This is a genomic window from Pseudoalteromonas sp. MBR-15 (assembly GCF_053628915.1).
Map to the genome: position 1 here is coordinate 1 of NZ_JBRJHH010000025.1, position 24,940 is coordinate 24,940.

A 24,940-nucleotide genomic window follows, 5' to 3' on the forward strand; every position below is an offset into this window, starting at 1 on the left:
TTTATATTGTTAAAGAACAGTGCGACTTCGTCGCTAGGGATGCGTATAATACATCCTTATTTTTTAGAGTCAACACTTAATTTTAAACTTTCTTTCGAAGACTTAAAACCGAAGTTTTACTTAACTCTCTGCTACGTTGCTCAGCGTCTTTAGTTGCTGTCTACCGTCTCAGTGGGGTCGCATTATAGGGAGATCCAAAAACAGATCAACACTTTTTTTCGATCTTTTTATCGTTCGCTCACAAAGTGAACTAAAATTACCGAAAATAACAAAAACAGTCGCAATTATGGCTGTTTTTTAAGCCAACATTCATAATTTAATGCAAATTTCATTGCTATGTTCATTTAACGCGTTAAGATAGCAAGTTCACAATGTTAAATTAATGTTTATTTCCTGTTTATTGGTAGATCAAAAATGAAATTACCCGATCAAAAATCTTTTCTTTTCTCTGTTATTCTTGCTGTATTAGGGTTTGTTATTGTTAAGTTTGCATTTTCGAGCTTAGCTTTAGACCCTGCGTTGCTATTTGGTGCAGGCTTATTAATTGGTGCTTTAGTTATTGCAGCACTCTCATCAACGGCAAGTGAGGAGGCTGAAGTAAAAACAAAAACACTTTATGTTGGCAACCTTCCTTACCGAACGAATGAAGGTGTTGTACGCGCTTTATTTGAAGAACAAGGTAAAGTCTTTAACGTTCGTTTATTGAAAGATAAAAACACTGGTAAACGTCGTGGCTTTGGTTTTGTTGAAATGGCTGAGGCAGATGCTGACAATGCAATTAATCAATTAAATGATAGTGAGTTCCAACAACGTACTTTAAAAGTACGTGAAGCAAAACAAAAACAAGAGAACGAGTCTAATAGTTTCCGTGAGGAATCTGATCAATCAGCGTAACAAGCTCTACGCTTAATTGCTGGTGACTAATCGGAGCCGTTGCATAATAGTGCAGCGGCTTTTTTTTGTCTGTTGCTAAATTTAATTGCTGCGTTGTAATAATACTACTGACACGATTTGCAATTGCACGGCCTGAGTCAATCAATTTAACGCGTTTGTCGTAATAGTTATTTATTGCATGGGCTAATAAAGGAAAGTGTGTGCATCCGAGTACTAATACATCAATATCATCTGCAATAGCGAGTTCAGCCATTGCTTCGTTGAATTCGGCTTTGAGTAGTTTTTTACTATGAAACAGTGTTTCTGCAATTTCCACCAGCTTAGTCGAAGCGTACAAGCTCACTTTTGTACCTTGACTGTGTGTCAAAATTAACGTCTCGGTGTATTTGCTTTTTGTAGTCGCGGGCGTGGCAAGTAAACCAATGTGCTTCGTATTACTTATGGCACATGCTGGCTTTATAGCAGGCACAACCCCCACAACTTCAATACTTGTATAGTGTCGAATAACGTCTAACGCAGATGTCGATGCTGTATTGCAGGCAATCACTAATATATCAACATGCAACGCATGTGTGTCTATAAAGTGTAATAGCCCTAATAAGCGTTGAATGATTGTTTGCGAAGTTTGCGCACCATAAGGCAGAAAGGCATTATCCATAAAATAGCTATAATCTGCATTCGGGATCAAATCCTGGATCTGTTCAAGCACAGTTGTCCCACCAATACCTGAATCAAACACCATTATATGGACTGACAAACTACTTACCTCGGATCATGAAAGGCAAGCAGTTTGCCATGTGACTATCTAAAAAGAAAGCGAAGACTAGTTCTGTTCATTGGCTGAACGTAGTGTATTCATTTGCTCGAACATCGCTTTGGTATAATCAACCAATTTACTGACTTCTTCTTTATCTTGATTTAACCATTGCAATATTCCGGCAAGTTGATTTTGCAAACCAATATCACCGGCTTTATTAAAGGCTTCTTTTAAGTCATCGTTAAAAGGGGCGACCTTTTCTGCAACTTCTTTCTCTGGCGTTGGTTTATATTCTTCGTACCCTTTTATAGCTGCAACTGTTTTGGTTTGCTTCAAATCCATCGAAAAACCGACTAGCTGCCCAATACTCAAGTTAAGCTCTTTAGCTTGTTCAAAGGCTTCATCGAGTGAGCCTGAGAAAAATGTTTCGCTAACGCCTTGTAAGTCTTCCATCAACTCGTTAATGGCCTGCTGCTCTTGCTCATTAAGATCGCCATTCACTGACATAGAAAAAGATAAGTCACGTGATTGTGACGATTCACTGACATACGCTTCGTTGTCACCGTTTTTACTGTAGCTACTAGCGGACTTGCTCTCATATGCATCTGCAAAGCTAATACTGACTTCATCACCTTCGGCTGTGGTAAATGTATATTCAGCATTATTACTTAAGCTCACGTACTGTGCTTGGCTAACCGTCACGGCATTAGGTTTAGGATTAAATAAGTCTTCTTCAAGCTCATCAATACCTTTAAAGATACCTTCTTTCGATTTTTCGATACCCTCTTCGATATCGTCATTTAAGATGCCTGATTCTTTAAGTTCATCATAGGCATCATCGATTCCCATTTGTACGCCTTTGCGTGCCTCGCCTAACATGCCTTTTAACTTTTCATCATCAGCGCCATCTGCTTTTGCTTTACGCAGCGCACCACCAACAAAATTGAGTACATTTTTAACGATCTCATCAAAATCAAACAGGGGCTTATCTTTCTTTTCTTCTGCTTTAGGTAAACCAAGTGCTTGTGCGAGTTTATCGTCGAGGACTTTTGCAGCCAGTTCGCGGCCACGTTGTTGATAGCTATCTTGACGATTTTGAATGGTAGGCTGCTGCACAGACTGTTTACCATTGTATTTATTCAAATTTGTATTAGGCATATAGCCTAGGTTGCCAATTTTCATGATCCGACTCCATTTTATGGTTACCTCATTATCGGCCAAAAATCGCATAACTTAAGTTTTTTGTATAAAAAAACGACACTAAAATAAATAACAAAACTAGACAAATCCTCTCTGCTCCCTACAATAGCGCCGACAAATAGCTAAGAGATAAAAGGTAATCAGCCATGGCGGTTATAAAAATTGATACAACTCAATATGATGCACAATTGAGTGAGAAAGAGCAGCGCATCACGTCACAGTTTAGGCGCTTTGGTGTAAACACATTAGAAGTGTTCAGCTCTGATCCAATTCACTACCGTCAACGTGCAGAGTTTAGAGTGTGGCATGAGGGCGACGATTTATTCCACATTATGTTTGATCAGCAAAGCAAAGAGAAAATTCGCGTTGATGAATTTGATCCCGCCGCGCCACTCGTTGGCGAAGTGATGCAGGTGATGATTGAAAACTTAAAAGGGTGTGAGGTACTTCGCCGCAAGTTATTCCAGATTGATTACCTCTCTAGCTTAAGTGGTGAAATTCTTGTTAGTTTGCTTTACCACAAACCTTTAAACGATGAATGGCTAATTGCGATTAAAGAGCTTAAAGCAAAATTAAGCAGCCAGTTTAAAATCGACTTTATTGGTCGTGCACGTAAGCAAAAAGAAGTGATTGGGAACGACTATGTCGTTGAACGATTAAACGTAAATGGTAAAGAACTCATTTATCAGCAAGTAGAAAATAGCTTTACTCAACCAAACGCAAAAGTGAACATTAAAATGCTGGAATGGGCACAAGCGTTGTGTGAGCCCCTTAATAATGATTTGCTAGAGCTGTATTGTGGTAATGGTAACTTTTCAATTGCACTAGCCGGTTCATTTAACCGAGTGCTTGCGACTGAGATCTCAAAGTCATCGGTTTATTCTGCGCAGTACAATATTGCTCAAAACAAAGTCGATAATTTAGATATCATTCGTATGTCGAGTGAAGAGTTTACACAAGCCATGAAAGGCGAACGTACTTTTTCACGTTTAGACGGTATTGATCTAAACAGCTATAACTGCCAAACAATTTTAGTCGACCCTCCTCGAGCGGGGATGGATACTCTTACCTGTGATTTGGTGGCGAACTACGACAACATTATCTATATCTCTTGTAATCCCGAGACATTAGAACGAGATCTTGATCACCTTTGCAAAACACACGAAGTGAAACGTTTTGCGATTTTTGACCAATTCCCCTATACACATCATATTGAGTCTGGCGTCTTTTTACAGCGTAAATAACTTAAACTTTTGCCAGCGCAGCCAATAGCGCTGGCAATTGTTGTTCACTGAACACCTGTATATTATTGTCACTAAGTAACTTTGCAGTTAAACCCATTCCTCGAATCTTTTGCCCTGTGTGACTTCCATCATAAATATAATTACGTCCACATGACGGACTAGACTCTTTGAGTAGTGCGAACCGAATCCCTTGTTCTTTGCATACGCGTAATGCTTGCTGTGCACCCGCTTTAAACTCTGCGGTGACGTCATGCGCATCCTGTGTTAATACTCTACCCTGGCTAATTTCAGCAGGCGCTCTTGGTGTAGGTAGACCACCCGCAACCTCAGGACAAAAAGACACAATACGCCCTTGCTGCTTCAGTGACTCTAATCCAGGATGTAATAAGTTTTGTGATTGACCGTCATAGCGTACCGGCTTTCCTAGTAAACAACTCGACACTAAAAGTTTTTTCATTTCTTCACCAAACAAAAAAGCTCCGCGAGCGGAGCTTTTAAATAATATTTTCGAGTCTCTTACTTAGCTGCTAAGTAATTAATTAGCTCAGCCATGCTTTTTGCATCGGTAATACCTGAGTCTGCACCTAAGATTAAACGATACTTACCATTCACAATAAAGGTTGGTACGCCTTTTAAGGCTCCTTTTTGTTGATAGTACTCTTGGTCGCGTTTCATTTTCGCTGCTATCGTACGTACTGAAAAACTGTTGTAGTACTTTTCAAAATCTTCAGCAGTTACACCTTGTGATACGAAAATATCTTTCATATCTGCAAGCTCATTAATACGCGCACGTTTACCATGAATGTGGTCAAAAATTGCACCAACTAACGCATCGCTATTTGGGAGTACTGTTGCTGTTGCATAACCTTGCGCAAGCACTGTTTGGATCTCAGGATCACGAGGACCAACAAAATTAACGTGATTCTTTTTAAATTTAACGCCGTCTTTAAGCATTGGCTTAAGCTCAGCAACAATTGGCTCGAAGGTATTACAGTGAGGACAGTAGAATGAAAAAAACTCGGTCACTTCAGGCTTTTTAGAAGCTCGCGCATCAATTGTTTCATAATGCTTACCTTCTTCGTATTGCGCCGCACTCGCTGTGGCAACGAAACCTAGCGTCACGGCCACAAATGCAGCTTTAACTAATTTGATCATTATTCAATCACTCCAAAAATTATTGTTCTAATAAAAACTTTACTAACGCATCAAGCTGCTCTTGGCTCTTGATGGTATTTATATTAATTTTATATTTATCATTCACGATAAAAGTCGGCACACCCGTTAACGCCCCCATCTCTGAGTATTTATTCTGTTTGTCTTGCATCGCTTTTTCTGCACTGATCACAGGCATGCTAGCAATTTCAGAGTCAAACACATCGCCGCTAATACCATTTGTCGCCAATAATGCTTTCACGTCTTTAATATTTTGCAGCGGTGCACGTTGAATATGAATGCTGTGAAAAATTTGGTCGGCCACTTGCTCACCTTTACCATGTTGCTTTGCAATTAGGTAAGCATAACTTAGGTTACTTTGTGTTTGTTTCGATACACCACCTAAAAAGTTAACGTGATTCTTAACAAACTCAGTGCCTTCAGGCAGCGTTGAGGCCAATGCTTTAGCCACTGGTTCAAACTTAAAACAGTGTGGACAGTAAAATGAGAAAAACTCAGTTACTTGTGGTGTAGCACTCTTTTTAGTGTTTAGTACTTCGTATTGATTACCTGCTTCAAAGTCAGCTGCCAGTGCTGCAAGAGGTAAACATAGAATGAGTAGACTTAATTTTAATTTTTTGAACATTGTTTTCTCGTCTTTACTTATCTTTTAAAAAATTTATGGTAATAATTTTAACGGTGGTTCTTGTAGCGCTGCAAGCTGTTCTTTTAACGCGAGTATTTGCTGCTCCCAGTATTTGTCTTCTGCGAACCATGAAAAGTTCCGTGGGAATGCAGGATCATCCCAACGTTTTGCTAACCACCCCATGTAATGCACCATGCGCATCGCGCGTAATGGCTCAATTAATTTCAGCTGGCTGTGGTCAAAATCACAAAACTCTTCATACGCTGCTACCAAGGTGTCTAACTGTAACAGTTGATTGTTACGATCGCCACTGAGCATCATCCATAAGTCTTGAATTGCAGGACCTTGTCTGCTGTCATCGAGGTCAACAAACATCAGTGCATCACCCGCCCACAAAATATTGCCCGCATGGCAGTCACCATGTAATCGAATTGTCTCTACATTTTTATATTGGGCTGTGGTTTCTTTAATAACCAAATCCAAAATCGTATAAAAAGCATTTTCTAATGACGTTGGCATCAAGTTACTTGCTTGTAACTGAACTTTAGCTGTCTGAAGGTATTCTTCACAACTGATCACTGGGCGATGATTAAATGAAGATGCTTTTGCAACTTGATGCATACGACCAATTAAACGGCCTAATACATCGAGTTGATCTAAATTATCAACTTCGAAAATACGCCCGCCCACACTGGGAAATAACGCAAATAAATAGCCATCATGCTCAAAGAGACTTTTTCCGTCCTTTACTACGGGCGCAACGACGGGAACTTCTGCATCAGCAAGTTCAAAAGCAAACGCATGCTCTTCTAATATTTGTTCTTTGCTCCAACGCTCAGGACGATAGAATTTTACAACGTATCGGTAACCGTCTTCTGCTTTAAACTGATAAACGCGATTTTCATAGCTGTTTAAAGCAAGTAATCCTGACTCAGCATAGATCCCAATACTTTCAACTGCGTCTAAAATTGAATCGGGTGTGAGGTCAACAAAGCTAAATTTACTCATAGTGTCCCATTATATAAAAAAAGCGGGAAAACCCCGCTTTTTATTGTATTTGCTCAGTGTACTGAATTATTGCGCCTTAAAGAAGTTACTAGGCTGCGAAATCTGAATATCAGGCTGCCCCTCCACCGAAAGTATAAACTCGAATTTTGTCATCGGCTTTTTCAAATCGTACGGATCAACCACTAATGACAAGGGCACGTTATAAGATTCACCTGAGGGCACAGTGAATGTTTGTTTGCCTATATATTCAAAGTTATTTAAGCCTTCCACTGTAATATTAAACGTTTGCTCGTATTGCGCTTTGTTGATCACTTTAAGTGTGTAGGTGTTTTCAACCAAGCCATTGAAGTCAACCCGGTAAAGCTGATTACGGTCGCGGATAATATCAAACTCCATTGGTTTACGCATGGCAATATTTGCCACGAGAGCCCCGGTTAACACAACAAGGATAACAAGATAACCAATCAATTTAGGTCGCAAAGCATGCGTTTTATTTTCAGGGGTTTCTAAGTTTCGCTCTGTGGTATATGAAATGAGCCCACGTGGGTAATTCATTTTATCCATTACACCATCGCAAGCATCAATGCAGGCACCGCAGTTGATACATTCATATTGCAAACCGTTGCGAATATCTATCCCTGTCGGGCACACTTGTACGCATAAGTTACAGTCGATACAGTCACCGAGTCCTAACTCTTTCGGATCTTGTTTACGTGAACGAGGACCACGATTTTCGCCACGAGATTCATCATAACTTACTGTAAAGGTGTCTTTATCAAACATGGCCGACTGAAAACGCGAATAAGGACAGATATGTAAACACATAATTTCACGCATCCACCCTGCATTGCCGTATGTACACACAGCAAACAATGCGATACACCCATAAGAATAGGCTGTGGCATCCAAAGTAAAAACATCCGGAAGTAGCTGGCGTATAGGTGTAAAGTAGCCAACAAAGGTAAACGCTGTATACAGTGAAAACAGCCACCAGCTGCTGTGTTTTGCCGTTTTACGCCAAAACTTATCAAAGTCCATGGGGCGTTGATCTAACTTCTTACGCTGGTTTGCAGTGCCTTCAAACTTTTCTTCGAACCAAATAAAAATAAATGTCCATACAGTTTGCGGACATGTGTAACCACACCAGACTCGGCCATAAAATGTGGTGACGAGGAACAGCGCAAAAGCTGCAAGCATAAGAATAAACGCAAGAATGGTTAAATCTTGTGGCCACAGAGTGAGGCCGAAGATATTAAACTTTTGGCCTACTAAATCGAACAGCACAGCTTGCTGTCCGTGGAAGTTAATCCAAGGTAAAAGCATAAATGCAAGCATGCCAACGAAACCAATTCGTCGCCTTAACAGCTGATGCAAGCCTGTTACTGCTCTTACATAAATTCGATTGCGTGGATTAAATCTATCATCATGGGAAGCGTTTTCCGGTTTTTGGATTTTTACTTCCGTTGGGATGTTTTTAACCTTAATTTGTTTATCCATCAAAATTCCTCAACGCCACTAGGAAATAAACTCAAACTGATGTTTGCAGTTAAATAGGTTATAAAGCCAATACGACAAATTAGAATGCATCTCATTTCGTTCAGAGTTTTCTGAAATTTCCAACCTATCGAAAGTATTATACTCAATCTCTCAAAAATTTCAGGGAATGATCTAAAATATGAACTTTTTAATTATTTCATCGTATATTCTTGCTTTTAAATCAGCCATTTTATTAAACTTGTCCCAATTCCTTCTTTATTTAGATCAAAGTTCTGTGTGCTATGAAAAAATTTATCATTTTAGTACTTATTATTTTAGCATTGTTCACGATTGATCACCCTTTGATCAAAGAACCCAGAGAACGGTTGTTAGGTGATGGGGTTAACGTACTTTCAGATTTTAGCCAAGTTAACCGCAGCCCCGCCGCGAATATGGCGAAGAACACGATTAAGTCACAGCTTAATTTATCGAGTTCAGAGCGTGAGTACGTCGAAGAGGCTTTTTTGAATGACGATAAACTGCAAATCTTTCATTTACATTATTGTCGTGAAAAAGATATTAACTTATATTTCTATGGTGAACGCCTAGAACGTGTTTGTAATATTGTTTCGGATGCACTTGAAGAAAGGTTAAATAAATAATGGATTTTTCTGCGCTTAATAAAAAAACCAGCGATTCATTTGCTAAACAGCGCAATATGCTAAAAAAGTTAGCAAAAGGACAGACTATGCATTGTGAAACATGCAAAGGAGTCCTTACCTTAAACCTACAGACTGAACAGCCTGGCAAAGGCATTGTTCGTTGTGCAAAAGGCTGCACAGATATTGTGTTAGAGCTTGCTTAGCCCCAGCCTTCATCATTATAAAGCTGGCTATTTACTGCAACGGCTTCGATTAACTCAGCAAAGCCTGCTGCAAACTCATTCATCACTTCATACTGCTGTTGACATAACAGCCCTTCGGTTAAACCATGCTGATTGGCAATCGATGCTATATCAGCTGAGTCGAGTATAAAGAAACACAAACTTTGCTGTGCTGTCTCAAGTGCTTCTTTTAATTCACTCGCTAGTTGTGGCGCAGCTAACAATTTAGCAATATAGCCCTGCGCCCCAAGCATAAAGCCTTGGCTCCAATGCTGACACTCTTGCATATCAAGGTACGGCTGCTGAGCAGAATTAAATTGCAAACTTACGGGTAAGCTGTATCCGGTTTCAAATACGTGTTCACTGATTTGCTGATATAGCGCCATAAACGCAAACAATACCTGCTCATCCATTTGCCCATCACAACTAGGGACAACTTGCTCAAGCCACTGATGAACATCCAATGGCTCGGGCGCACAAATAACGGCAAATAAATAACCGTGTGTTTGTGCTAACGATAGCGCGTCTTTTTGCTCAGCAAGAAAGCGTGCTAATAAGGCGCTTTGCTCTTTTGAAAACTCAGGAATTTGCATAATGCCTTCAATTAAAGTCGTGTTTATAAATTAAGTGGATAGCGTCCTTCGCTATCTGGACGCCCTAAAAACTTCGCAGCGTCATGCACTTCTTTTGGTAGACTGGCTTCTGGTTTTATATACCCTGCCACTTTAAAATCTAAATTGGCTTTTAGTACAGCATCAGCCTCAAGACCTAAGCGATTTTCAGGGTCAACCAAGACAGCTATATCGCCTGATTTACAACTAAGACGGCCGCTCAGTGGGCCAACACTAAACCAGCCATTAAGTCCTTGAACATCGATATTGGGACTGGCAATCTCACCCATTAATGTTTCACAATACGGCTGACCAGAGCTGAACTCATCGAGATCAACAATCACACGCCCTTGTGCACTAATTGGCAATGGCAATTTTAAGCGCGCCATCGCACGCTCAACGCTCAAACGTAGTGTGGTATTTTTTACCACAACAGCTTGATTGAACAACCCATACGAAAAATCAGCATGGCCCGAAATATCTGTTTTATCACGCGGATCACCAAAGCGCACTGTACCAACGAGTTTGCCCGTCAACAATGACCAGCCAGATAACTTCCACCGTACATTATTAAGTTGCTCACCATCAAAACGTACCTGCATTATGCGACCATCCCAAAGCGAACCACTGGCTTTGCCTAGTTGCAATTGTTTTGGTAAATGCGGTGCAGCTAAATCTAGTGCAATTGCAGCGGGTGTTTTTATAAGCGTAAACACCAAAAAACACATCACAAATACTGTGACTAATAAAATAATTCTTTTCATCGTCTACTTCTCTAGTACCAAACGACTGACACGAACAAAACCAGACTTATCGTCTTTACTAATGTCTAAGTTTTCAATCAGTACACCTTGTGAATTAACTAATTCATCAAGCCACTCAACCAACTTGTTAAACTCGACAGAATCGATAGTTAAACGCAGTGAATTATCATTTGGTTGCATTTTACTGATGGTGATCTGATAACGATTTCGCGTGCTATTCACAATTTGACTTAAGCTGCGGTCATTCGCTACTCGTGCACTGCCACTGGCCTTTAACTTAACAATGCTCTCATCAACCCATGCCAGCAATTCTTGTTGTTTTATCGTGTCTTGTTCTGCTTTTTCAATCGCCGCATTTAACGGCCTAAAGATTCCCATCACAAGGATAAAAATAACAAAAATCACCCCAGCGACGACAACAAGTTGTTGTTCTTGCTCTTTTAATGAACGCCAGTAACTAATTAATTGGTTTTTCATGCCGCACCTCGCAACTTAATTTCACCGACGACAAAATCACCATCATTATTTAGTGAGCCTTGATCAACCGTTAAGCCTCGCTGTTCTAAAATTGCTTTTACTTTTCCAAACGATTGGAAATCTTTACCACGTGCACGAATACGTAACTCGTTGCGGCCTTGGTCATAACGCAAAGTTTCTGGTGTGAAGTCTTTTACTTCACTAAAAATAGTCACTAAGTCATTAGTCAAATCTAAGAAACCAGCGGTACTTCCGCTATCGAGCAATGCGAGTTCATTACGAATTTGACTACGAATCAACTGTGGGCGTACTTTCTTATTAGGAAACGCGCGCTGATAGTTAGTCACAACTTGTGCCTTCGTTTTCTCAAGTTGAGTATTTAGTTTATATAACTCAAGGGACTTAACCCCCACACTGCATACCAATGCAACCCCTGCGGCAATAGCGGCTTTTTGCCAGTATCCCCACCAAATGGCTGACTTTTTCTTTAATTGATATACACCTTGGCGTAGATTAAAACTAATTTCAGGGAGTTGTTTCGCAAATAAAGCGAGCGGTAAATCATACAGCTCCGTTTTTGCCTCAAGATTAACTGATTCAGGGAACCCGGTGGCTGGACTAAAATGTGCAACATCTGGGTGGCCCATTGCGGTCAAATAACCATCTAGCCAGTCTGTTTCAACAGCTGCAATATGCCAGTGACCTAATTTACATAACCATTGGCCATTGAGTTCAACGGTACGCAGGGTATTCTCATTGTCGACTCGAGGAAGTAATAACGCGTCAGGTAACACTTTAAATACTTCAATATCATGCTCATTGAATGTAGCAAGCCACTGCTCAAACCACTCACGATCGGTCATGGCGATATTAACCGCATGCTTTTCATCTATGAGTGTAGGCTCAGCAATCGCAATAAATAGGTCGTCGACATCACACGCGATATCTTCTTCAAGCATATAGGGCAATGCCTGCTCTAACTTACGACTCCATTTAGTCGGCAATTCAACTGTTTTTAGCTGAATTTGATCACTCGGTAAAAGAGCAACCACTTCACGGGTTTGTGCTTTTTCAGTTAACTCACCTAATTGTGCTGCACTGGCGATTTCGCCGCTCGCAATTATTTCTTGTTCTGTCGGTGAGTAAATTAGCCAACTAAGGCTATCTTGTAATGTTTGACCCGCACGGATCAACAATATTTCTGTCACTGTACGCCTCCAAATTTTCGCGCCAGTATCGTTACTTTACCATTATTGGCATGGAGTAAGGTGGTCATCGAAAAACGCAACTCTGCAAATTCAGCTTGCGTTTGTAGTTTAAAATAATCACTGTTGATGGTGAACAAGTCTTTAACAGCTTCGACGTTTTGTGCGCCTTGTTGATTAACTTGTTCAAAAAATGCGTTCATATCATCAAATCCCTCTTCAGGGCGAGACGATAATACACTTTCTGCGCCTGATAAACTGAGGCCATCAATAAGCGAGCTTAGAATAATGGCACTTTCATTGGGCAAGGTATTTACATTAATTGCTAAAAGTTCACTGTCTGGTATCACACACACAAAGGGCAATACTTTTTCCATCACTAATGGATTGAAGCCTTTAACTAAACGCAACTCTGATGTTGAAGCAAAAAAGCTGTTTGCAGTCATGTAGGGATACTTACGCGATAAGTACTCATCTTCTTCTGCACCTGAGCGATAAGTAATACTGTCTTCATCGAGCCAGTCATAGACGCTGTCAGCCATTGCCTCTTCAGACTCATCTGCGGGTAAGTCTTCAATATTCTCAAGTAAAGCTAACAATGCTTTGTGCGCTGGGTTCGTTTTATTAGCCGAGCCGGTTTGTTGCACAGGTTTTGTGCGTAAAGCATTTAAGTTCAAGCACGCTTGCAAATCCGTAATCGTGCCACTTAACGTGCCATTATCAACAGGATAAGGAACCCCTCCTTGCTGCGCCCAGACTTGCCCTAGATGAATTTTATCAGGGTCATCTTTTTTAGTTTGTTTAATCGCTTTAATCGCTAATTCTTCAGCAGCAAAAGCATACCACTTAGCTTGCTGATGACTTTGTATATTAGTACTACGCTGCACTTGCACCATCAGGTTTGCACTCATTTCGACCGCTAGCATAGCGGCTAATGCGACAATAAATAAAACAATAACAAGTGCGGCACCTTGAGAACGTTTAATCATCATGGCTGAGTACTCACTACACCTTCACCGGGCACTAAAAAGACTCGGCGAATAGGCTCTTGTTCTATTTTTTGAATGGTCACGGCAACAGCCTTCGGTAATGCAGCGGCTTGCCACTGTTCTTGCCATTCGTCTTTATCATCAAGAAATTCAAACTTCAGATCTTCAATATCTTCTAGAATAACTTGCGAACGCGGTTCCATATTATCGAGCTGATCAACATATACTCGGTATATGCGCTCTAGGTTATCATCTATAACACGATAACCAACAGCTTGTAACTCAGAGCGCGGCAGCAAGTTTATTGGATTAATCCACCCATCACGCACAAAACCAATGCCATCATATTGACTGTCAAATACATAGCGCCCAGCAAGAATGTAACCTTCTTGAAAGTCTCCCGCCTCATTGCGTACTTGACGTTTCGTCATTTGGCTAAAGTCTTGGTCCATAAGACGAAATACCGTTTGAAAGCCATTGAGCTCTGCGATTGTCTCATCCGAGGCTTCTTTAGCCTTGGTGGTTGATTCTAAGATTTGATGAGTCGATAACACCACAAACGCTAAAATGCCCATTGCGACGATAACTTCAAGTAAGGTAAACCCGCGTTGCTTCACTACTTGTCACCTTTGTTTAAATAAGTAACAAGTTCATAAATGGGGTATTCTAGTTTTTCGTCAGCAAACACATTAATAGTGACTTTCACGAAGCTTTTATCTGCCGTAGCAACGACATCTTGACGCCAATACCACTCATAACCGGCCAGTGTTTCACTGCCTTTAGTGCCATTTTTGCCCGCCCACTTATCACCTTTTGTTCGCTGCTCAACTATGACATTTTCAGCAACCCATGATGCATATGTTTGCTCTTCAATCGTCGACAAGTGATTGATGTGTTCACCCGTTGCCTGCATTGCAGCAATACCCGCCATGGCACAAATAGCCAAAGCGACCATGACTTCAAGTAAAGTGAAACCCGCTGACTTAGTCATTACTCTGGCTCCATACGAAGTTTAACAGGAGCCATGAACTCGCCTTCGATAAAATACTGCGGTTCACGCTCCTCTTTCAGCTCATACACTAACTGAAAAGCACTGACTTCTCCTGAAGAAAGGATCAGTACCTGTGGAATTTTTAACTTTTTAAGTTCTAATAAACTATCTTCGTCACCGCCGCTCATCAATTCACGCCAGTTCGATTGCTCAAGTAAGTTATCTTGTGCCCATGCCAAATCTTCGAGATTCAAGGTTAATTTAAAATCTTCGTCTACTTTAATAGGCGCAAACAATTTTTCACGATCGAAGGTGACCCACTTTTCACCATCAAACACTAAAAATTCAAATACATTTTGATCTAAATGAAAGCCTAACTCGACCTGATTTAAGATGGCAAATTCAGATGCCATATTAATCGTGGTGTGTAATCTGAGCGCTTGTTTTTCTAATTTTTCTTCTGCACCACCATCAAAACTGTAGGCCACCATTTTAGTGACAAACCCTATCACCACAAGCACCATTAATATTTCGATGAGGCTAAAACCTTTTGCGTGCTTAGCACACCCAGCCAAACGTAAACGATTAAGGCTTACCATAATAGTAAGCCTTGATGTGTATAAAAGGTAAACATCTGGCTGAGTTTACGCATTATTGCTTTTCTTCATCCCAGTTACCGATGTCATCATCGGTGCCAGCTTCGCCATCTGGACCCATTGAAAAAATATCAATTTTACCAATTTCTCCTGGGCTAATTAGTTGGTACGGATTGCCCCATGGATCTTCAGGTAACTTTTCAATAAAACCACCATCTGGAAAACGTTTTGGAACCGGCTCGATGCTCGTTTTAGTAACAAGCGCTTCTAGACCCTGTTCTGTAGTTGGATAGGCTTTATTCTTCAGCTTATAAAGGCTCAACGCATCTTCAATTTGTTGAATATCTAGGTGTGCTTTGTCGATCGCTGCCTCTTCTTGTTGGCCCATAATGTTTGGTGCCACAATTGACATAATCATACCGATGATAACCAGTACCACCATGACTTCTAATAATGAGAAACCTGACTGTTTGTTCACAAAAATACCTCTAATTTTCTTCAATAATTTATTATAAAGCGACAGCTACTGGCTGTTGCTCTACCGTTCCCTAATTTAAAGTCCTACTGCCTTATTCATTGCCATAATTGGCTGCAGTATTGCCATAACAATAAACAAGACAATGACCGCCATTGATGCAATCATCGCTGGCTCTAAAAGTTTTAAAGACACGTTGACCATGCTTTCAAACTCACGATCTTGGTTATTTGCTGCTCGCTCAAGCATTTGCTCAAGTTCACCTGACTTTTCGCCACTTGCGATCATGTGCAGCATCATAGGTGGAAAAAGTTTCGTTTGTTGTAAAGCAGCACGAAGGCTCGCCCCTTCACTGACTCGGGTGGCTGCATCTTGCACCGATTTTTTCATTTTCTCATTGACCAATACCCCACCAGAGATACGCATACCTTCGAGTAAGGGAACGGAGCTTGAAGATAAAATACTTAACGTTCGTGCGAATCGAGCGGTATTCACCCCTCTCGCGACTTTGCCTATTCCAGGCAAGTAAAGTACTTTTTCATCAAACCAGTAACGAATTTTTGGTTGTTTGAGTGCATGCTTAATTCCCACTGAGAGTGCAGTGATAATTATTAAACTAATAAACCAATAATTTTGTACAAAGTTACTGGCTGCCATAACCCACTCTGTCGTCCAAGGAAGTACTTGTTTTGACTTTTCGAATGTTTTTAATATTTTGGGAACCACGGTGCCCAATAACACTGAAACAATTGCGATAGCAAACACAACAAGAATGATTGGATATACCATCGCTTGTGTTATTTGACTACGCATATGCTGACGTTGTTCCGTGTAATCAGCTAAACGATTTAACACTTGATCTAAGTGGCCCGATTTTTCACCGGCAGCCACCATGGCACGATATAAATCATCAAATACATGCGGAAACTCACTCATACCATCTGCGAGTGTGTAGCCTTCAACAACTTTTGAGCGTACAGACATGAGCATACGTTTTAAACGCGGTTTTTCACATTGTTCAGCGACGGCCATTACCGCCCCTTCGACAGGTAATGCTGACTGAATTAAGGTGGCAAGTTGACGAGTAATCAGCGCTAAATCTGAGGTCGATATTTTTGGTTTGAAAAAACCGCTAAATAATGACTTTTTAGCCCCTTTAACTTGTTTTTCACCCTCTGCTGCAGCGACAACCTCTAAAGGCATCAGGCCTTGGTCACGTAATGTTTGACGTATTTGCTTTACCGTATCGGCTTCAAGAATGCCTTTTTTCTCTTTACCTTTACCATCCAGGGCGCGGTACTCAAATGCTGCCATAATTAACCTTCCTCACGCGTTACACGCAAGACTTCTTCTAAGGTTGTACGGCCCGCCAACACACGGCTACAGCCATCTTGACGAATACTTGGGCTACGAGTACGAATGTACTTTTCAACACTTTGTTCGCCTTTACCGCTGTGGATCATTTCACGAATAGCCTCATCAACAACCAGTAATTCATGAATCCCCGTACGGCCACGATAACCATTAAAGTTACACTCTTCACAGCCTACAGCACGGTAAATCGTCGGCGGCTCAGCAGGGTTAACACCTAGTAACTGGCACTCTCGCTCGTCGGCCACATGCCCTTCTTTACAGCTATTGCATAAAGTACGCACTAGACGTTGTGATAACACACCCAGCAAAGAAGAAGACAACAGGAAAGGTTCTACTCCCATATCTTCCATACGGGTAATCGCACCCGCAGCGGTATTGGTATGTAAAGTCGACATTACTAAGTGACCCGTTAACGACGCTTGCACACCGATTTGTGCGGTTTCAAGGTCTCGGATCTCCCCCACCATGACGACATCAGGGTCTTGACGTAAAATTGCACGCAGTCCCCGCGCAAAGGTCATATCTACTTTGGTGTTTACTTGTGTTTGACCAATCCCCGGTATTTCGTACTCAATCGGGTCTTCAACCGTCAAAATATTACGGTCACGTGAGTTTATTTGACTCATCCCCGCATACAAAGTGGTACTTTTACCAGAACCTGTGGGACCAGTTACCAAAATAATACCGTGAGGCTTACTGATGAGATCAGCGAACAATTCGCGATTTCGCTCGGTCATCCCCAAATCTTCAAGATTTAAGCGCGCATTATTTTTATCAAGTAAACGCAGTACAACACGCTCACCAAAACTTGATGGCATCGTTGATACACGCACATCAACAGCACGTCCAGCAATACGTAAACTTATACGCCCATCTTGTGGAATACGCTTTTCTGCAATATCGAGCTTTGCCATAACCTTAATACGTGACACGAGTAAGGATGCAAGTTTACGATTTGGTTTTAAAACTTCTTTTAAGACACCGTCTACCCTAAAGCGAATTACTAACTCTTGCTCAAAGGTTTCAATGTGAATATCTGAAGCACCCTCTTTAATTGCCTCACTGAGCATGGCATTAATGAGTTTAATAATAGGTGCGTCATCATCCCCTGCGAGTAAGTCTTCTGTTTGCGGTAGTTCATCAGCTAAAGAAAATAAGTCAACTTCATTGCCAATATCTTCCATCATTTGCTGTGTTTCAGAACTATCGCGTTGATAAGAAGCCTCAAGTAACAGCTCAAATTTGTCGTCTGGCAACTGCTCGAGTGAAAAACCACGTCCCGCAATACGACGTACTTCAAGTAAAGCCGTTACGTCTAATTCGCCGCGATAAAAAACAGTCCAATTATCACCATTTTTACTTAGCAAGACACCAGCACGACGCGCATATGAAAACGGTAAGCGCTTTGCAGGCAAGCTAACAAGATCATCACTTGTTAAGAGCTCATCATGGTCAATAGACGCACTCTGCGCTAACTCGTCATTAATCTCTGTAATTGCATCAGTCATCTTTACGATCATCTGCGTTTTGTTGTTTCAGGTATTCTTCATACGTTGGCGGTAATACCAACGCATCATTCCATTCTGGTAAGATTGGCATATCAGTTAATGGCATTAAATCAATCCCATCTTCTTTTTGTTTATGCTGCTCACCACGGATGAAGTTATATTTTGAATGACTTAACTTATTCATGCTCATACCATCACGAACAATCGTCGGACGAATAAATACAATTAAGTTACGCTTGCGCTTACTGGTACTAGTTGAACGGAATAAGTGCCCTAAAATAGGAATGTCACCTAACAATGGAACTTTCGAGACACTTTCTTGTACGTCTTCATCAATTAAACCGCCTAACACGACCATGCCACCATCATCGGCCATAACGGTGGTTTTAATCGCACGCTTATTCACTGAGATATCGACTGAAGTTGCACCACTTACGCCAGAGACTTCTTGCTCAATCGTTAACTGAACAGCCGAGCCATCATTAATTTGTGGTGTTACTTTGAGTTTCACACCCACTTCTTGACGTTCAACCGTTTGGAATGGGTTAGAATTATTTGAACCCGTTTGTGACCCAGTGATAATTGGTACTTCTTGACCAACGATCATCGACGCTTCTTCGTTATCCATGGTGGTGACAGAGGGCGTTGCAAGAATATTTGAATTGGTATCTGTTGAAACGGCTTGGATAATCGCACCCCAGTCATTTTTCACAATACCCATTGCAAGACCATTAATACCACCGAGTAACGCACCAAGTGGCCCTAAGTCACCTTCCTGTGTCTCTGAGGTATTTGTAACATTACCTGTTTCTGTACCAACAACCGTCCCTTGAATCGTTTTATCACGTGCTTGCTCTGCCGCAACAGCCAATGAGCCAACAGGCACTGTTGTGCCGTTGTTAAACTGCATCATTCCGCCTTGCTCTGAAATCCATTGCAAACCAAAGTTAATGCCATCGGCCTCAAGAACCTCAACAATAATTGCCTCAACTAGCACCTGTGCGCGACGAATATCTAAGCGCTCAATAACTTGCTCAAGTGAGCGCATCGTATCTGGCTGGGCTGTAATAACCAACGAGTTTGAATCAGGGTGCGCTTCTATACTTGTTTCGTTCTGACTGCGTGAACGAGCTTTCGTTGCGCCACCTTGGCCATCTTCAGCGAGTGTTTTACTCACACCTTGCAATACTTTTACTAAATCTTCTGCTTTTGCATAATTTAAGTAAATGACCTTGGTATTACCTTGATTCTCAAGTTCACCGTCTAAGCGGCTGATTAACTCAACAGCACGCGTACGGGCCTGCGCCTCACCACTGACAATCACACTGTTAGTACGACCATCGGCAACCACTTTCGGAATCAAAAATTCAGGGATGCTGCCTTTACCACTATCTTTATAAATATTGTCAACAACAGAGACAACATCATCCGCTGTAGCAAACTTAAGTTGAACAATATCAACTCGCTTATCACCGGCTTGGTCAACTGAACGGATGATTTCAACTAAACGATTTACAGAGGCAGCGTGGCCGGTAAGCATCATTACGTTAGCGGCGTTGAAGTTAGCAACATGCCCCCCGTCTTTTTGATCGCTAAACTGACGAACTAACGGACCTAACTCTTGTACGCTAACATTCTTAACTCGCACAACGCGCGTGACCATCATATCGCCACTGGCTTGGTTATCTTCCGTCACTAAAGGGACGTTCGATTTTTTAGCGTCAGAGCTTTTCTCAATTTTAAGAATGCCGTTATCCATCTCAACAGCTGAATAACCGTATACTTCTAATACATTTAAGAAAAATTGATAGTACAGCTTCTCATCCATTAACTCATAACTGCGCACATTAACTTTGCCGCGCACGTTCGGATCGATGATCACTGTTTTATTGAGATTTTTACCCACAATATTAATGAACTCATTAATATCGGTGCCTTTAAAGTTTGCAGCATACTCAACAGCCGAAACTGAGAGCGATAATCCTGTTAATAAAAAAAGCGCTGCATACTTAGCTAACCCTTTTTTGATTTTTGTGAGGTGTAGCGCGTGAACCATTCTATAAAAACTCCAAAGCTAATTATTGCAGGCTAAATTGCACATCAATTTGCTCACCATCACGCTCGATAGTGATACTTGCGTCAGTACTATTACGTAATTCGTTTATTGCTGACATTGCCTGTTTTAAATCATTTAATTGATAGCCATTAATCGCAATAGCTAAATCATTATTCATTAATCCCATCTGCTTAAATAATGCCGGGTCTTTACCTGGACTTAAGCGATAACCCACCAGTTCACCGTCGACCATCGCTTGCGATACACGAATGTAGTCGAATAATTTACCAGGGTCGTTTAATACTTCTTCACGCGTTTCAATAATCGCTTCTTTGACTTCTTGATCTTCAGTCGCATTGATTTCATTGTCCGCATCGATATCCTGAGGACCTTCTTCTAATTCTGGCTCTTGTTGCTCAGCCAAAACAGGCATAGAAACTGTTTTTGTAAAATCGAGTCCATCAAGCATTAATGTTTCAAAGCGACCACTTACATCCAAAATAACACGATCAGGTAAGACTTGTGCGAGCTTCGCTCGAGTGCCTTGAATTACATCATCAACAACATACGTTTCTTGTTTTCCTTGAGACTCTATTATAGCCAAACCAGCTTGATCGTTTTGGCTAACAGCCACGATACCCGTTAGATTAATACTTAAACGAGTTTCAGGGGCATTGTTAATAACTTGCGTTTGCTTTGCGGCAGGTTTTTTAGCTTCAACAACCACTTTACCGAATAAATGTTGTTCAAGAATTTGTCGTGAATTGACTGTTTCGATGCGTTTCGCAGTCATCGTTGTTCGACTTGCGGGCAGTGCTTTTGTATCAGGTTCAGGCCACAACAACCAGAACAACTTCGAGGATAAAAAGGCAATATAAACAACAACTAACAGCACAACTAATGCACTTAGCTTGGCATGAGGTAAGCCGTTTAAAAACTGTCTAACTTGTTGTAAGTGTTGATCCATATATTCTATTTCTTATTTTAATTTACTGCTTTATAGCAGGCCTATAGTACCTTTTCATTTTTCATTCAACAAGCACACGTATATTAAACTTTGTAAACAAGGTCGTTTCGACTAACAGGGGTAGCAAGGAAAAACTTTGACTGTTTCTTTATGATTAAGTTTCATGGTAAATTTTGCCTATACTCTAGCAGCTTTAAAAGAGCACAATTGTGTCAAAAGGTAACACTCAGCAGTCAAAAAACAGTCAAGACGAATTAAACGTCCGCCTTGATAAATGGTTATGGGCTGCCCGTTTCTATAAAACCCGCTCTGTTGCGCGAGACATGGTGCAAGGCGGTAAAGTGCATTATAATGGTCAACGAACAAAGCCCAGTAAAATCGTCGAGGTGGGCGCAGTCATAAAACTGCTGCAAGGAGTCGACGAAAAGGTAGTGACAATAGTGAAGGTCCTTGATAAACGTCAAAGTGCCCCCATTGCACAGACCTTATACCAAGAAACTCAAGCAAGTATTGAAAAGCGCGAAGCAAATGCAATCGCAAGAAAGAATAACAGCTTCTTTGCTCCACATCCTGATAGAAAGCCTGATAAAAAGCAAAGACGTGAACTGTTAAAAATGAAATCAAGTTAGGTAATGTAACACATGCAACAAGATTTACTTCATCGTTATATATTTGATCAACTCGATGTACGTGGTGAACTCGTACAAATTGAAAACACCTATCAAGAGATGATCGCCAACCATAATTACCCAGCTCCTGTTCAGGCACTCTTAGGTGAGTTGCTTGTTGCAACTTGCTTATTAACAGCCACCTTAAAGTTTGAAGGTGAAATTGCCGTACAGCTACAAGGTGATGGCCCTGTGAAATATGCTGTTATTAATGGTGATGATAAGCAAAATATGCGTGGTATTGCTCGCCTGCAAGGTGAAGTTCAAGGTAGTACTATTAAAGACTTGATTGGTAACGGTTATATGGTTATCACGATAACGCCAACAAAAGGTGAGCGTTATCAAGGTATTGTTCCGCTTGAACACGACACCTTAGATAAATGCCTCGAAAGCTACTTTGAGCAATCAGAACAATTGAAAACCCGTCTTTGGTTTGCGACTGAAATCGCCGCAGGCTCAGCAAAAGCAGCCGGCTTATTCTTACAAGTTTTACCGGTAAATAAAGATAAGTCAGTAGAAGACTTCACTCACCTTGAAGCAATCAGTAATACCATTAAAGATGAAGAGTTACTTAATCTTGATGCTAATACTGTTCTTACTCGTCTGTATCATGAAGATAACCCTCAATTGTTCGAACCACAAAGTATCAATTTCCGTTGTGGCTGTAGCAGAGACAAGACAATTGCAGCATTAGTCAATATTGGTCAAGATGCATTATTAGATGATGTAAAAGAAAAAGGTGAAGTTAAAATTAGCTGTCATTACTGCTTAAAAGATTACGTCTTTAACGAGCAGGATATTAAAGCAATTTTTAACTAAATGACCGCTTAATAGTATTATTATATTAAAAGCCGCATTTGTTGCGGCTTTTTTCTTAATTTTTATGATACCGGTGTCATGAAAAAGCCCCATTTTATGACACCGGTATCATTGAAATTATTCATGTTTTTTACCAAATATATGTGTTTTTAGCCCCTTCAGACACTCGAATATCCCTAATCCTTCTGTTACTATTATTTCAGCTTAAGGGAAAACAAGAACCCCAGAGCTATCCCGTTCAATCTCACACAATTTAGGTATAAACATGACTGCAAACGCTACTCGTTTTGTCGATCTTACTGCAGCTGAACTAGTCGAACACGCGATTCGTCGTGGCGAAGGGACTTTAGCCGCTAATGGTGCATTTGTTGCTAACACTGGTCGTCGTACTGGCCGTTCTCCAAAAGACCGTTTTATTGTTCAAGAGCCAAGCACTGAAAACGAAATCCAATGGGGTAACGTAAACCGCCCATTCGATGCAGACAAGTTTGATGCGTTATGGGCTCGTGTAGAAGCTCATGTACAAAGCAACGACCACTTCATCTCTCACCTAGAAGTTGGCGCTGATCCTGAGCACTATTTACCAGTCGTTGTAACAACAGAAACTGCATGGCATCACATTTTTGCCAAAAACATGTTTATCGAACCTGAAACTTATAATGCATCTGATTTACCTCAGTGGCAGGTAATGAATGTTCCTTCATTTGTTTGTGACCCTGAACGTGATGGCACAAATAGCGATGGCACAGTAATCATTAACTTTGCACAACGCAAAGTGCTATTGGCTGGTATGCGTTATGCCGGTGAAATGAAAAAATCAATGTTCTCTGTACAGAACTTCCTATTACCTGCGAAAGGTGTATTACCAATGCACTGTTCAGCTAACGTAGGTGAAGCAGGTGACACAGCATTGTTCTTCGGTTTATCTGGCACTGGTAAAACAACACTATCTGCGGATCCGACACGTTTCCTTATTGGTGATGACGAGCATGGTTGGGCGCCTGGTAGCGTATTTAATATCGAAGGCGGTTGCTACGCTAAATGTATCGACCTTTCACAAAAGAACGAACCCGTTATTTGGAATGCAATCCGTTTTGGTACTATCTTAGAAAATGTAGTGCTTGATGAAAACCGCGTACCGGATTTCCATGACACAAGTTTAACTCAAAATAGCCGTGCAGCTTACCCACTAGAGCACGTAGAAAAACGTAAAGTTGAAAACCGTGCCGGTGAGCCAAAAGCCGTTGTTTTCTTAACATGCGACGTGAGTGGTGTATTACCACCTGTATCAGTGTTAACAGAAGAAGCAGCAGCATATCACTTCCTAAGTGGTTACACTGCAAAAGTAGGTTCAACTGAAATCGGTTCAACTAGCGATATCGAATCAACATTCTCAACGTGTTTTGGTGCGCCTTTCTTCCCTCGTCCTGCAGGTGTATACGCAGAGCTTCTTATGAAGCGTGTACGTGAATTTGGCGCTAAAGTATTCCTAGTAAACACAGGTTGGACTGGTGGTCCTTACGGTACAGGTAAACGCTTTGACATCCCGACAACACGTGCAGTAGTTGACGCTATTGTTTCAGGTAAGTTGTCAGGTGTTGAAACGCAACACATCGACGTATTAAACCTAGACGTCCCTGTTGCTGTACCGGGTGTTGATAGCAAGCTTCTTAACCCAATCAACACATGGGAAGACAAAGAAAAATACGCAGAATATGCAAACAAACTTGCATCTGACTTCACTGAAAACTTCGCGAAATACGATGTTTCGGAAGCAATCAAATCTGCAGGTCCAAAAGCTTAATTTATAAGCCTCTCCTAAATACTAAACGCCAGCATCATGCTGGCGTTTTTATTTGCGCTGTAATTCGTCTAGCTCAATGTGATGCCATTAGTTATTAATGAGAGACGGATAGCGTGAGCTGAAGTAATCCATTTTAGAGGCGGCACTCCTCTCCTACATTGATCAATAGATCGTTATTAACAAGCGTAGCCGTGAATGTCTGTGGTTATATATGAAGGGCATAATCAGACACTTTCGGCACTCAAGTACCTCCTACTACGCACTAATTAGGTTAGCGTAAAGTGAAGTAGCCCATTTTAGAGTACCTTCATTCTTGTCATCATGATTAAGCAACGTGGGAACCGTGATTGAACATCGTGATTAAGAAGCGTAGGAA

The 24,940-nt window shown here is 41.1% G+C and carries 27 protein-coding genes; 7 read left to right on the top strand and 20 right to left on the bottom strand.

Annotated elements, in window-relative coordinates:
- The first annotated feature begins 414 nt into the window (after positions 1 to 414).
- Positions 415 to 894, top strand: a complete 480-nt coding sequence (locus ACSSVW_RS20080) for an RNA recognition motif domain-containing protein (RefSeq protein ID WP_454180045.1) — start codon at positions 415 to 417, stop codon at positions 892 to 894.
- On the opposite strand, the gene murI is transcribed toward ACSSVW_RS20080, so the two are convergent.
- Positions 857 to 1,651 carry a glutamate racemase gene (gene murI, locus ACSSVW_RS20085; protein WP_454180046.1) on the bottom strand — a complete coding sequence of 265 codons (795 nt, stop codon included), beginning with the start codon at positions 1,649 to 1,651 and terminating at the stop codon, positions 857 to 859. The two genes, ACSSVW_RS20080 and murI, sit on opposite strands and share 38 nt — an antisense overlap.
- Before the next feature lie 66 nt (positions 1,652 to 1,717).
- On the bottom strand, positions 1,718 to 2,833 hold the full coding sequence (locus tag ACSSVW_RS20090) for a DUF5610 domain-containing protein (RefSeq protein ID WP_454180048.1): 1,116 nt from the start codon (positions 2,831 to 2,833) through the stop codon (positions 1,718 to 1,720).
- A 164-nt stretch (positions 2,834 to 2,997) separates the two neighbouring features.
- On the opposite strand from ACSSVW_RS20090, the gene trmA reads away from it, so the two are divergent.
- Positions 2,998 to 4,095, top strand: a complete 1,098-nt coding sequence (gene trmA / locus ACSSVW_RS20095; RefSeq protein ID WP_074989843.1) for a tRNA (uridine(54)-C5)-methyltransferase TrmA — start codon at positions 2,998 to 3,000, stop codon at positions 4,093 to 4,095.
- 1 nt (position 4,096) lies between these two features.
- Here trmA and ACSSVW_RS20100 read toward each other — a convergent pair whose 3' ends face one another.
- The 5 genes from ACSSVW_RS20100 to ccoG all read right to left on the bottom strand — a co-directional run bounded on the left by ACSSVW_RS20100 (position 4,097) and on the right by ccoG (position 8,398).
- A complete protein-coding gene (locus ACSSVW_RS20100; RefSeq protein WP_036974523.1) occupies positions 4,097 to 4,552 on the bottom strand; it encodes a DUF523 domain-containing protein in 456 nt (151 codons plus the stop codon).
- Positions 4,553 to 4,611: 59 nt separating this feature from the next.
- Entirely contained in the window at positions 4,612 to 5,250 is a 639-nt protein-coding gene (locus tag ACSSVW_RS20105) for a thiol:disulfide interchange protein DsbA/DsbL (protein ID WP_036974485.1), read from the bottom strand.
- Between the two features lie 19 nt (positions 5,251 to 5,269).
- Positions 5,270 to 5,893 (bottom strand): thiol:disulfide interchange protein DsbA/DsbL, encoded by a 624-nt coding sequence (locus ACSSVW_RS20110; protein ID WP_454180051.1) that lies wholly within the window; start codon positions 5,891 to 5,893, stop codon positions 5,270 to 5,272.
- A 33-nt stretch (positions 5,894 to 5,926) separates the two neighbouring features.
- The gene (locus ACSSVW_RS20115; RefSeq protein ID WP_036974489.1) at positions 5,927 to 6,901 is read right to left on the bottom strand and encodes a serine/threonine protein kinase; all 975 of its coding nucleotides are present in this window, start codon (positions 6,899 to 6,901) and stop codon (positions 5,927 to 5,929) included.
- Between the two features lie 66 nt (positions 6,902 to 6,967).
- The gene (gene ccoG / locus ACSSVW_RS20120) at positions 6,968 to 8,398 is read right to left on the bottom strand and encodes a cytochrome c oxidase accessory protein CcoG (protein WP_454180052.1); all 1,431 of its coding nucleotides are present in this window, start codon (positions 8,396 to 8,398) and stop codon (positions 6,968 to 6,970) included.
- A 281-nt stretch (positions 8,399 to 8,679) separates the two neighbouring features.
- Between ccoG and ACSSVW_RS20125 the strand changes: the two genes are divergently transcribed.
- Entirely contained in the window at positions 8,680 to 9,039 is a 360-nt protein-coding gene (locus ACSSVW_RS20125) for a hypothetical protein (protein ID WP_074989845.1), read from the top strand.
- Complete coding sequence (locus ACSSVW_RS20130) at positions 9,039 to 9,242, top strand: hypothetical protein (RefSeq protein ID WP_075593175.1); 204 nt, start codon at positions 9,039 to 9,041, stop codon at positions 9,240 to 9,242. The genes ACSSVW_RS20125 and ACSSVW_RS20130 overlap by 1 nt, the downstream gene beginning before the upstream one ends.
- Here the strand turns inward: ACSSVW_RS20130 and ACSSVW_RS20135 are convergent.
- From ACSSVW_RS20135 to gspC, 13 genes are all read right to left on the bottom strand, one after another.
- The gene (locus ACSSVW_RS20135) at positions 9,239 to 9,853 is read right to left on the bottom strand and encodes a UPF0149 family protein (protein WP_454180053.1); all 615 of its coding nucleotides are present in this window, start codon (positions 9,851 to 9,853) and stop codon (positions 9,239 to 9,241) included. The two genes, ACSSVW_RS20130 and ACSSVW_RS20135, sit on opposite strands and share 4 nt — an antisense overlap.
- A gap of 23 nt (positions 9,854 to 9,876) precedes the next feature.
- Positions 9,877 to 10,635, bottom strand: a complete 759-nt coding sequence (locus ACSSVW_RS20140; protein WP_075593177.1) for a type II secretion system protein N — start codon at positions 10,633 to 10,635, stop codon at positions 9,877 to 9,879.
- Positions 10,636 to 10,638: 3 nt separating this feature from the next.
- On the bottom strand, positions 10,639 to 11,112 hold the full coding sequence (gene gspM / locus ACSSVW_RS20145) for a type II secretion system protein GspM (protein WP_036974499.1): 474 nt from the start codon (positions 11,110 to 11,112) through the stop codon (positions 10,639 to 10,641).
- Positions 11,109 to 12,320 carry a type II secretion system protein GspL gene (gene gspL / locus ACSSVW_RS20150; protein WP_036974501.1) on the bottom strand — a complete coding sequence of 404 codons (1,212 nt, stop codon included), beginning with the start codon at positions 12,318 to 12,320 and terminating at the stop codon, positions 11,109 to 11,111. Before gspL ends, gspM begins: the two co-directional genes overlap by 4 nt.
- Positions 12,317 to 13,309 carry a type II secretion system minor pseudopilin GspK gene (gspK, locus tag ACSSVW_RS20155; protein WP_074989848.1) on the bottom strand — a complete coding sequence of 331 codons (993 nt, stop codon included), beginning with the start codon at positions 13,307 to 13,309 and terminating at the stop codon, positions 12,317 to 12,319. The genes gspL and gspK overlap by 4 nt, the downstream gene beginning before the upstream one ends.
- Positions 13,306 to 13,923: a type II secretion system minor pseudopilin GspJ gene (gene gspJ, locus ACSSVW_RS20160; protein WP_074989849.1), complete on the bottom strand. Its 618-nt coding sequence runs from the start codon at positions 13,921 to 13,923 to the stop codon at positions 13,306 to 13,308. The genes gspK and gspJ overlap by 4 nt, the downstream gene beginning before the upstream one ends.
- Positions 13,923 to 14,297, bottom strand: coding sequence for a type II secretion system minor pseudopilin GspI (gspI, locus tag ACSSVW_RS20165; RefSeq protein ID WP_036974508.1), 375 nt, complete (start codon positions 14,295 to 14,297; stop codon positions 13,923 to 13,925). The genes gspJ and gspI overlap by 1 nt, the downstream gene beginning before the upstream one ends.
- Entirely contained in the window at positions 14,297 to 14,896 is a 600-nt protein-coding gene (locus tag ACSSVW_RS20170) for a prepilin-type N-terminal cleavage/methylation domain-containing protein (RefSeq protein WP_421419213.1), read from the bottom strand. Before ACSSVW_RS20170 ends, gspI begins: the two co-directional genes overlap by 1 nt.
- A gap of 52 nt (positions 14,897 to 14,948) precedes the next feature.
- Complete coding sequence (gspG, locus tag ACSSVW_RS20175; RefSeq protein WP_036974512.1) at positions 14,949 to 15,371, bottom strand: type II secretion system major pseudopilin GspG; 423 nt, start codon at positions 15,369 to 15,371, stop codon at positions 14,949 to 14,951.
- A 75-nt stretch (positions 15,372 to 15,446) separates the two neighbouring features.
- Entirely contained in the window at positions 15,447 to 16,682 is a 1,236-nt protein-coding gene (gene gspF / locus ACSSVW_RS20180) for a type II secretion system inner membrane protein GspF (protein ID WP_118843941.1), read from the bottom strand.
- 2 nt (positions 16,683 to 16,684) lie between these two features.
- Positions 16,685 to 18,250 (bottom strand): type II secretion system ATPase GspE, encoded by a 1,566-nt coding sequence (gene gspE, locus ACSSVW_RS20185; protein ID WP_036974514.1) that lies wholly within the window; start codon positions 18,248 to 18,250, stop codon positions 16,685 to 16,687.
- Positions 18,243 to 20,306, bottom strand: a complete 2,064-nt coding sequence (gspD, locus tag ACSSVW_RS20190) for a type II secretion system secretin GspD (protein WP_036974515.1) — start codon at positions 20,304 to 20,306, stop codon at positions 18,243 to 18,245. Before gspD ends, gspE begins: the two co-directional genes overlap by 8 nt.
- 22 nt (positions 20,307 to 20,328) lie before the next feature.
- Positions 20,329 to 21,273, bottom strand: a complete 945-nt coding sequence (gene gspC / locus ACSSVW_RS20195) for a type II secretion system protein GspC (protein ID WP_036974516.1) — start codon at positions 21,271 to 21,273, stop codon at positions 20,329 to 20,331.
- A gap of 206 nt (positions 21,274 to 21,479) precedes the next feature.
- On the opposite strand from gspC, the gene hslR reads away from it, so the two are divergent.
- From hslR to ACSSVW_RS20210, 3 genes are all read left to right on the top strand, one after another.
- Positions 21,480 to 21,902, top strand: coding sequence for a ribosome-associated heat shock protein Hsp15 (gene hslR, locus ACSSVW_RS20200; RefSeq protein WP_371915632.1), 423 nt, complete (start codon positions 21,480 to 21,482; stop codon positions 21,900 to 21,902).
- A 12-nt stretch (positions 21,903 to 21,914) separates the two neighbouring features.
- The gene (gene hslO, locus ACSSVW_RS20205; RefSeq protein WP_065978857.1) at positions 21,915 to 22,760 is read left to right on the top strand and encodes an Hsp33 family molecular chaperone HslO; all 846 of its coding nucleotides are present in this window, start codon (positions 21,915 to 21,917) and stop codon (positions 22,758 to 22,760) included.
- 265 nt (positions 22,761 to 23,025) lie between these two features.
- Entirely contained in the window at positions 23,026 to 24,564 is a 1,539-nt protein-coding gene (locus ACSSVW_RS20210; protein ID WP_454180055.1) for a phosphoenolpyruvate carboxykinase, read from the top strand.
- Positions 24,565 to 24,940 lie beyond the last annotated feature (376 nt).